The organism is Niabella drilacis (genome assembly GCF_900101395.1).
GTDB lineage: Bacteria > Bacteroidota > Bacteroidia > Chitinophagales > Chitinophagaceae > Niabella > Niabella drilacis.
In genome coordinates this window covers 113992-119991 of sequence record NZ_FMZO01000016.1, presented here as the reverse complement: position 1 = coordinate 119991, position 6000 = coordinate 113992, and the positions used below count along the sequence as shown (strand labels likewise).

5 protein-coding genes are annotated in these 6000 nt (G+C 43.2%); 2 read left to right on the top strand and 3 right to left on the bottom strand.

Annotated elements, in window-relative coordinates:
* Positions 1–339: 339 nt before the first annotated feature.
* Both BLS44_RS21505 and BLS44_RS21500 read left to right on the top strand, forming a co-directional pair.
* The gene (locus tag BLS44_RS21505; protein WP_090392297.1) at positions 340–855 is read left to right on the top strand and encodes a DMP19 family protein; all 516 of its coding nucleotides are present in this window, start codon (positions 340–342) and stop codon (positions 853–855) included.
* A gap of 229 nt (positions 856–1084) precedes the next feature.
* Entirely contained in the window at positions 1085–1684 is a 600-nt protein-coding gene (locus BLS44_RS21500) for a hypothetical protein (protein ID WP_090392296.1), read from the top strand.
* Positions 1685–1793: 109 nt separating this feature from the next.
* Here the strand turns inward: BLS44_RS21500 and BLS44_RS21495 are convergent, their stop codons facing one another.
* From BLS44_RS21495 to BLS44_RS21485, 3 genes are all read right to left on the bottom strand, one after another.
* On the bottom strand, positions 1794–3590 hold the full coding sequence (locus BLS44_RS21495; protein ID WP_143019875.1) for a choice-of-anchor Q domain-containing protein: 1797 nt from the start codon (positions 3588–3590) through the stop codon (positions 1794–1796).
* Positions 3591–3840: 250 nt separating this feature from the next.
* Positions 3841–5007: an AraC family transcriptional regulator gene (locus BLS44_RS21490; RefSeq protein WP_090392294.1), complete on the bottom strand. Its 1167-nt coding sequence runs from the start codon at positions 5005–5007 to the stop codon at positions 3841–3843.
* Positions 5008–5180: 173 nt separating this feature from the next.
* On the bottom strand, positions 5181–5903 hold the full coding sequence (locus BLS44_RS21485; protein ID WP_090392293.1) for a 3-keto-disaccharide hydrolase: 723 nt from the start codon (positions 5901–5903) through the stop codon (positions 5181–5183).
* Positions 5904–6000: the final 97 nt, after the last annotated feature.

The following is a 6000-nucleotide window of genomic DNA, read 5'->3' as shown; positions in this document are numbered from 1 at the left end:
GTCAATGCAGAAAAATACTCAACTTATAGCTGTCTGAAAAAGGGGGTACTTACATTTTTGCGTGACTTGTAGTGATTTTTCTCCTTCTATTTCTATCTACGAAATGAAATAAAGACTACCGCTAACATAGGTATTTATGAAAGGTGGGCTGACAGTTAAGTTCTCAACTTTTGTACTACTATCATCGCCTTCGCCGTTTTTCTTGGCAGAAAAACGTAAATTAGCCAACAAAAACGGCTTCGGCTTGCGGTGTGCAAAGGCTGAACATTTGAATTTCTATTTTCCGCCCATCGCCAATACGTATCCGTTGTAGGTAACCCTAACGAACCTAACTATTATATGGGCTTCTTAAAAAAACTCTTTAGAGGGGACAACAATAATCAGGGCGACAAAAGACCTGATATAGAGGCTTTACTTTCTTCGCAAGACGCAAACAATGCAATCATTGAGATTGACAATTATGTTTGTCGCCTTTGTTCATGGGGCGGCACTTTAGACCGCTTGACAGAGCCACAAAGAATTTTCTATTTCAACCAAAACATCGAAAGGGAAATCAACAATGGTGGCTTCAACCAATACTTTTATAACTCAAGTGGCGACTTTGCACATGAGACATTAGCATCATTGCAGACAATTGGTGGTAACAAGACCGCAGACATTTTGAAACAAGCCATTGACCAGTTTCCCAATTCCATAGTTCCCAGGGACAGAGCTGAACGGCAAGAAATATTAGAACAAATTGAGGAAAAGGCAAACGAGGTGTGGGAGCAACTTGACCAAGCATTTTATAAGTATGAGGATAATTTAAACGACCTTAACATTGAGTACATAAAGCAAAATCGTAGCTCATTTTGACAGACGATGAAGGGCTACCTACAACAGGCAGTTTTGCGTCAGCAGGGGGCGACAAATAAATTCTCATTGGTAGTACTACTATCAGCTACATATCCGGCTGACCGAACACAGATGAGCAACAGAATATATTTTCAACTTTTGTAACTTTATTTGGCTTCGGTTGTCATCTGACGATTTTCAAATACCGCCACATCGCCAAGCCGTCACCGTTAGCTGTAATTGTATTGAAATGGTTGATATAATAGAAGAATTAGGTATAAAATTGTTTTTAAGAAAAAGAACTTCGGGCTTGTTCATTGGAACTGTAATCGGTCTTATGTGGCTGTTATATAGTTCTTCTTTGATTAATAGTCCGTTTCGTTTTGTATTAATCATAACAGGAGTTGTTATTAGTTTAGTTGCCATACTAAAGATTAGTAAAATCCGAAGAAAGAACCTAAATTTTAGCGAACCAACAAAAGACCAACGTTCAAATAACAAGAAAAAAAGCACTATATTCCTTGTTAATTTTATTGTTGAAATTTTACTATTGAATTTTGTCTTTTATATCGTGAATAAATATCATCATCCAGAAATGTCGATATTTACGATAGCGATTGTGGTTGGAGTACATTTTATTCCGATGGCAATATTTTTGAAAATCAAGCAATATTATATTTGTTCAATAATTATGATTTTGACGGGTATCCTTTTTTTGTTACTTAATACCTCAAGCAACAACTACTATTTACAAATACTTCAAGCAATAGTATGTGCAATTGCATTATGGCTAACCGTATTTTTATCAATTATCCAAATTCAACAATATTTAAAAAACAACTACAGCTAATAAGTAGTTTGGCAAAAGAGCGGACGTTTGTGCTTACCGCCAATGCTGTGAGCTGTGCGCATTGGCTTTTTTCTGTAATTTAGTTTATACCTTTACCCCAAGCCACTGACTACTCCCTCACCGCCTGCACCACTTTCGACACACGCTCCTTCCCATCCTTATCCACCTGCACAATGCGGACAAACAGCTTCCCCTCTTCTATACTTTTAAAGATGTCCTTTTTACTACACGAGAAAGCCAGGATGCCAAGCAGTATTGCCATAATGACAAGGGCATATTTATGCCTGCTTCCAGCCATCATACCCAATGCCAGGAATCCTATGCCCAGGCTTAGCCCCGCAAGCGGGATCGCCGTGCTGTACTCCAAAGCCGCGCTGCTATTGCCACTGGCGGCTTTACTCTGTACGGTTTGAATGGTGGTGAAATGAATGCCGTCAGCAGATCCCTGTATTAGAAAATGATCGTTGCTGGTTTCGGTTTCAGTAGTCCAGTTTACCCGGAGCTGCCCGTTTTTAATAACGGCGCTGAGGCTGCCAAATGTAACCGGCAAGGCATCGATGCCCTGGTATTCATACGCGCCCATATCAATCGTTGAAGCAAAAAGCCGCGGGCTGCCGGCCAGGTCTTTGATATTGGCTGTTAGATCCGGAAATAAGCCGTTGCTGCCTTTATTAATGGCAGGGCTTCCGATTGTAAGTGTGTAATCGCCGGCAGATGGGTTTGTAAAAATAGCGGCATCGGTAAGACCGGTGGCATCTACATTTCCATTGGCAGTGCTGTTGCTGCCTTTTACCAGGCAATGGTTCGTTGTATAGTCATTGCCATTAACATCCCAATTAATAATATCCCAAATAATACTATTGTTTAATGATAAGTAACCGCTATTCGCATAAATTCCCATAATGCCATTGTTAGCCAGGGTTACATTTGTAAGCAAGCTATTGGGGGTCGAAACGGCCGCCGCATTGTATATCCCTCCTCCTTTTTTTTCAATGCCTGTTGCATTATTTCCGGTTACCTCTACATTGGTAAGGGTGAGCATAAAATTATTATAAATTCCACCGCCAGCATCAGCCGTATTGCCGGATATCTGCACATTGGTAAGGGTGGGCGCATAACGATCATTGTATATTCCGCCACCGTAACGGTAAGCCGTATTACCGGTTACCTGCACATTGGTAAGGGTGAGAGAAGCGCCAATACTATTGAATATCCCGCCGCCATCAGTCCCCGAAGCTGTATTGTTTGTTATCTGCACATTGGTAAGGGTGGGAGAAGAAAAATTGGTATTGTACATCCCGCCACCAGCAGTAGCCTTATTGTCCGTTATCTGCACATTGGTAAGGACGGGAGAAGAAAAATTAGCATTGTACATCCCTCCGCCATTACTATTAGTTGTGGAATTTCCTGTTATCTTCAAATTACCAAGGGTGGGAGAAGATGCATCGTTGAGCATCCCCACGCCAGCACCAAAGACAGTACTGCCCCCGGTAATGATAAACCCGTCTAAGATAGCAGTAGCACTCAATCCCGTGTTAGAAAGTACCCTATCGCCATTACCCTGTAAGATGGTTTCATTGGTCACCCAGTTTCTATTCTGCAAATTCCCTGTACCGTCACCGGAAAAGCCGCCCAATATGGCAATACCATTCTTCATGGAAAAAGAATTTCCGCTTGTATTCGGCTTGTAAGTCCCTGCCGCCACCCATACTTGCGTAACACCAACGGCATTAATAGCCGCCTGCAGGTCGCCGGTAGCGTTACCCCAGCTATTGCCGCTACCCGTTCCTCCCTGTTTTACATAAATAATTCCATTGATGTCCGGATTCTCGGCATGGAGGACCGTGGTTAAAAATGATACCGGTAAGAAAATAAGATATAAAATGCAGACCGTCGCTTTTCTCATAACCATGTTTTAAAAAATGAGGCACAAACATAGCTTCGCAAGCAGAAAATAGCGGTTTGGGGGCTGTCAAATAACTATAACCATTGAATCGTTATAGAAAATTGTGCGGTTTGGGGCTTGTTAGAGATTTCTGTTTTGGTTTTTGGGGTTTCTGATCTAAAACCTATCGTCCGATGCCTATCGTCTCATTCAGGGTACAAGGTTTCCTGCCTGGCGCTCAATACACATTTCGGATCTCCGCATTTGCAAATTAACGAACCGGAGAGTGCTCAAAATATCCCTTCGGCATCTGCCCGGTCTCTTTCTTAAATGCATTATAAAATGTAGTAATATTTTTAAATCCTGATTGAAAAGCTACCGATTCAATCGTCATTTTATCGGCTTCCTCCGGGTACCGGTCGATAAAATACCGGATCCGGTAACCATTCAGCCAGTCCCTGAAATTTTTGCCCATTGCTTTATTAATGGCCTGCGAGCAATGATGTACGGGGATCTGTAAGCGCTGCGCCAGGTGAATGATCTGGCAATCGGCTGCCAGGAAGGGCTGTTCCTCTTCCATCAGCCGGGTAATGGCTTCAATATATTTTTGCTGTTGTTCGCCGGTGGTATTGCTGCCGGTAGCGGCTATTTTTTTGGTTACAGGAACTTTAACCGGTTCGGGCGTTTCTCTTGGTCGCCCCGATAGTAAAATATATCCATATAAAATACCCGGCTGGTGCAAAATAAAAATCATCATAAACAGTAACCCCAGGCAACTGATGATGATGAAAGCCGGGTTTCCGAGATAACTGGCACCTGTGACATTCAAAAGGTAAGCCACAAAACCCAGCAACTTAAAAAAAGTTACTGTTAAAAGATAAAAGAACAGCCATATTTTGGTCGTATCCCATTTACTTTTTCGGATAAATCCTGATGAAAGTACCAGCCACCATACGACGATTAAATAGCCCAATGTAAGCACAAACAGTCCGGCGGAATAAAAATTCGCCGGCAAAAGCCCGGTATTTTCGGTAACTGAAAAATGGCCTCCGATTAAGATCTGGTGTGATACGTGTTGCCAGTTCACCACTTTCTGCGGCACCGGCAATAGGTGAAGCAATACCAGCAATGCGGGTATAAAATGTAGAAAATCGTATTTTTTTAACCGGGTCTCACCATTCAAAAAACAACGGACATACAGGTAGGAACAGGCCGGTGCAATAAAAAACAAGGACATGGATAGCTTATGAAAAACCGGGTAAACCTGGTATCCCGAAACAATAAGCAGGAGAATGCAGGCATGCCCGAACCGCGTCAGCAAATGAACGGAAAGCAGCCGGTTCAGCAGCCGGTTGCCCTGTTTGGTATATAAAAGATGCAATGCAAACACAATGAGCAAAAACGCCATTGCGCTCAGCAGGAAATTGAAAATCTGCATAATATAAACCGCAAGATAATCTTAATCGGGAAAACAACTACGGCCCCGCGGCCGGCATAGCCCCATGGAATTTTCCGATTTCAGTGGCTTGCGCTGCTGTTAAAACTTTCCGGGAGCACACCGGCCTCCATCCTGATATTAAGGAAATTCAGATACAGTGCCCCGATGGATGCCTACAGTTCTTTAATCTTAATATTCCGGAAGGCCACCCCGCTGGCCCAGTCCTGCAATGCAATATGACCGCTGACCTGCTTGCCAAATTCAGGGAATTTATTAAAATGGCTCTGGGCCACTTTTTGCTGCCAGCTTCCGGAATGCAGGTCTTCCTGCACGGTTAAAACACCATTCAGGTAAAACGCTACCTTACCGTCAACCTGCCGGATCCGGGAGTGATTCCAGCTGCCGGCAGGCAGTGCCACTGTCGCATTTTTTTGCGAATCGAGCGCAAACAGGGTACCCGCTTTTTTGAAAGGATTTGCATTGTCTATATGCGATGGCTCCAGCAACTGATACTCCGGGCCAGACGCCCAGGCAGTGGTGATATCCGGGCGTTCCAGAACATTAATAAACACACCGCTGTTACCGTTCTTTGATACCTTCCAATCAAACTGCAAATCGAAATTTTTAAACGCCTTATCACTTACCAGGTCGTTTACTTCTGTTTTATTTGCTGTATCCACAGCCAGTGCCCCATCCCGGGCAACCCATCCCGCAGTTGTACGCTGCTTGTTGTATAAATGCCAGCCATTGGAGGATACACCGTCAAACAGCAGTACCCATCCCTGTTCCTTTTCTTCCTTTGTTAACCGGTTATTCCGGTCTGTGTCTGTGCAGGAAACAGTTAATATGAGCGTAGCGCAAAATAGGAACAGGCATTGGATCCGGGGCAAGTTCATTATTGTTCATTTTGATGAAGTTATACTTTATTTCAGAATGCAGCAACAATGTTCTCAGGAGCTGTTTAAAAACGACTCAGCAGAATCTGTATAACTG

Excerpts from the sequence above, each read along its gene's own strand:
- BLS44_RS21505 (WP_090392297.1), top strand. The coding sequence starts at position 340 with ATGGGCTTCTTAAAAAAACTCTTTAGAGGGGACAACAATAATCAGGGC.
- BLS44_RS21500 (WP_090392296.1), top strand. The coding sequence starts at position 1,085 with ATGGTTGATATAATAGAAGAATTAGGTATAAAATTGTTTTTAAGAAAA.
- BLS44_RS21495 (WP_143019875.1), bottom strand. The coding sequence starts at position 3,590 with ATGAGAAAAGCGACGGTCTGCATTTTATATCTTATTTTCTTACCGGTA.
- BLS44_RS21490 (WP_090392294.1), bottom strand. The coding sequence starts at position 5,007 with ATGCAGATTTTCAATTTCCTGCTGAGCGCAATGGCGTTTTTGCTCATT.
- BLS44_RS21485 (WP_090392293.1), bottom strand. The coding sequence starts at position 5,903 with ATGAACTTGCCCCGGATCCAATGCCTGTTCCTATTTTGCGCTACGCTC.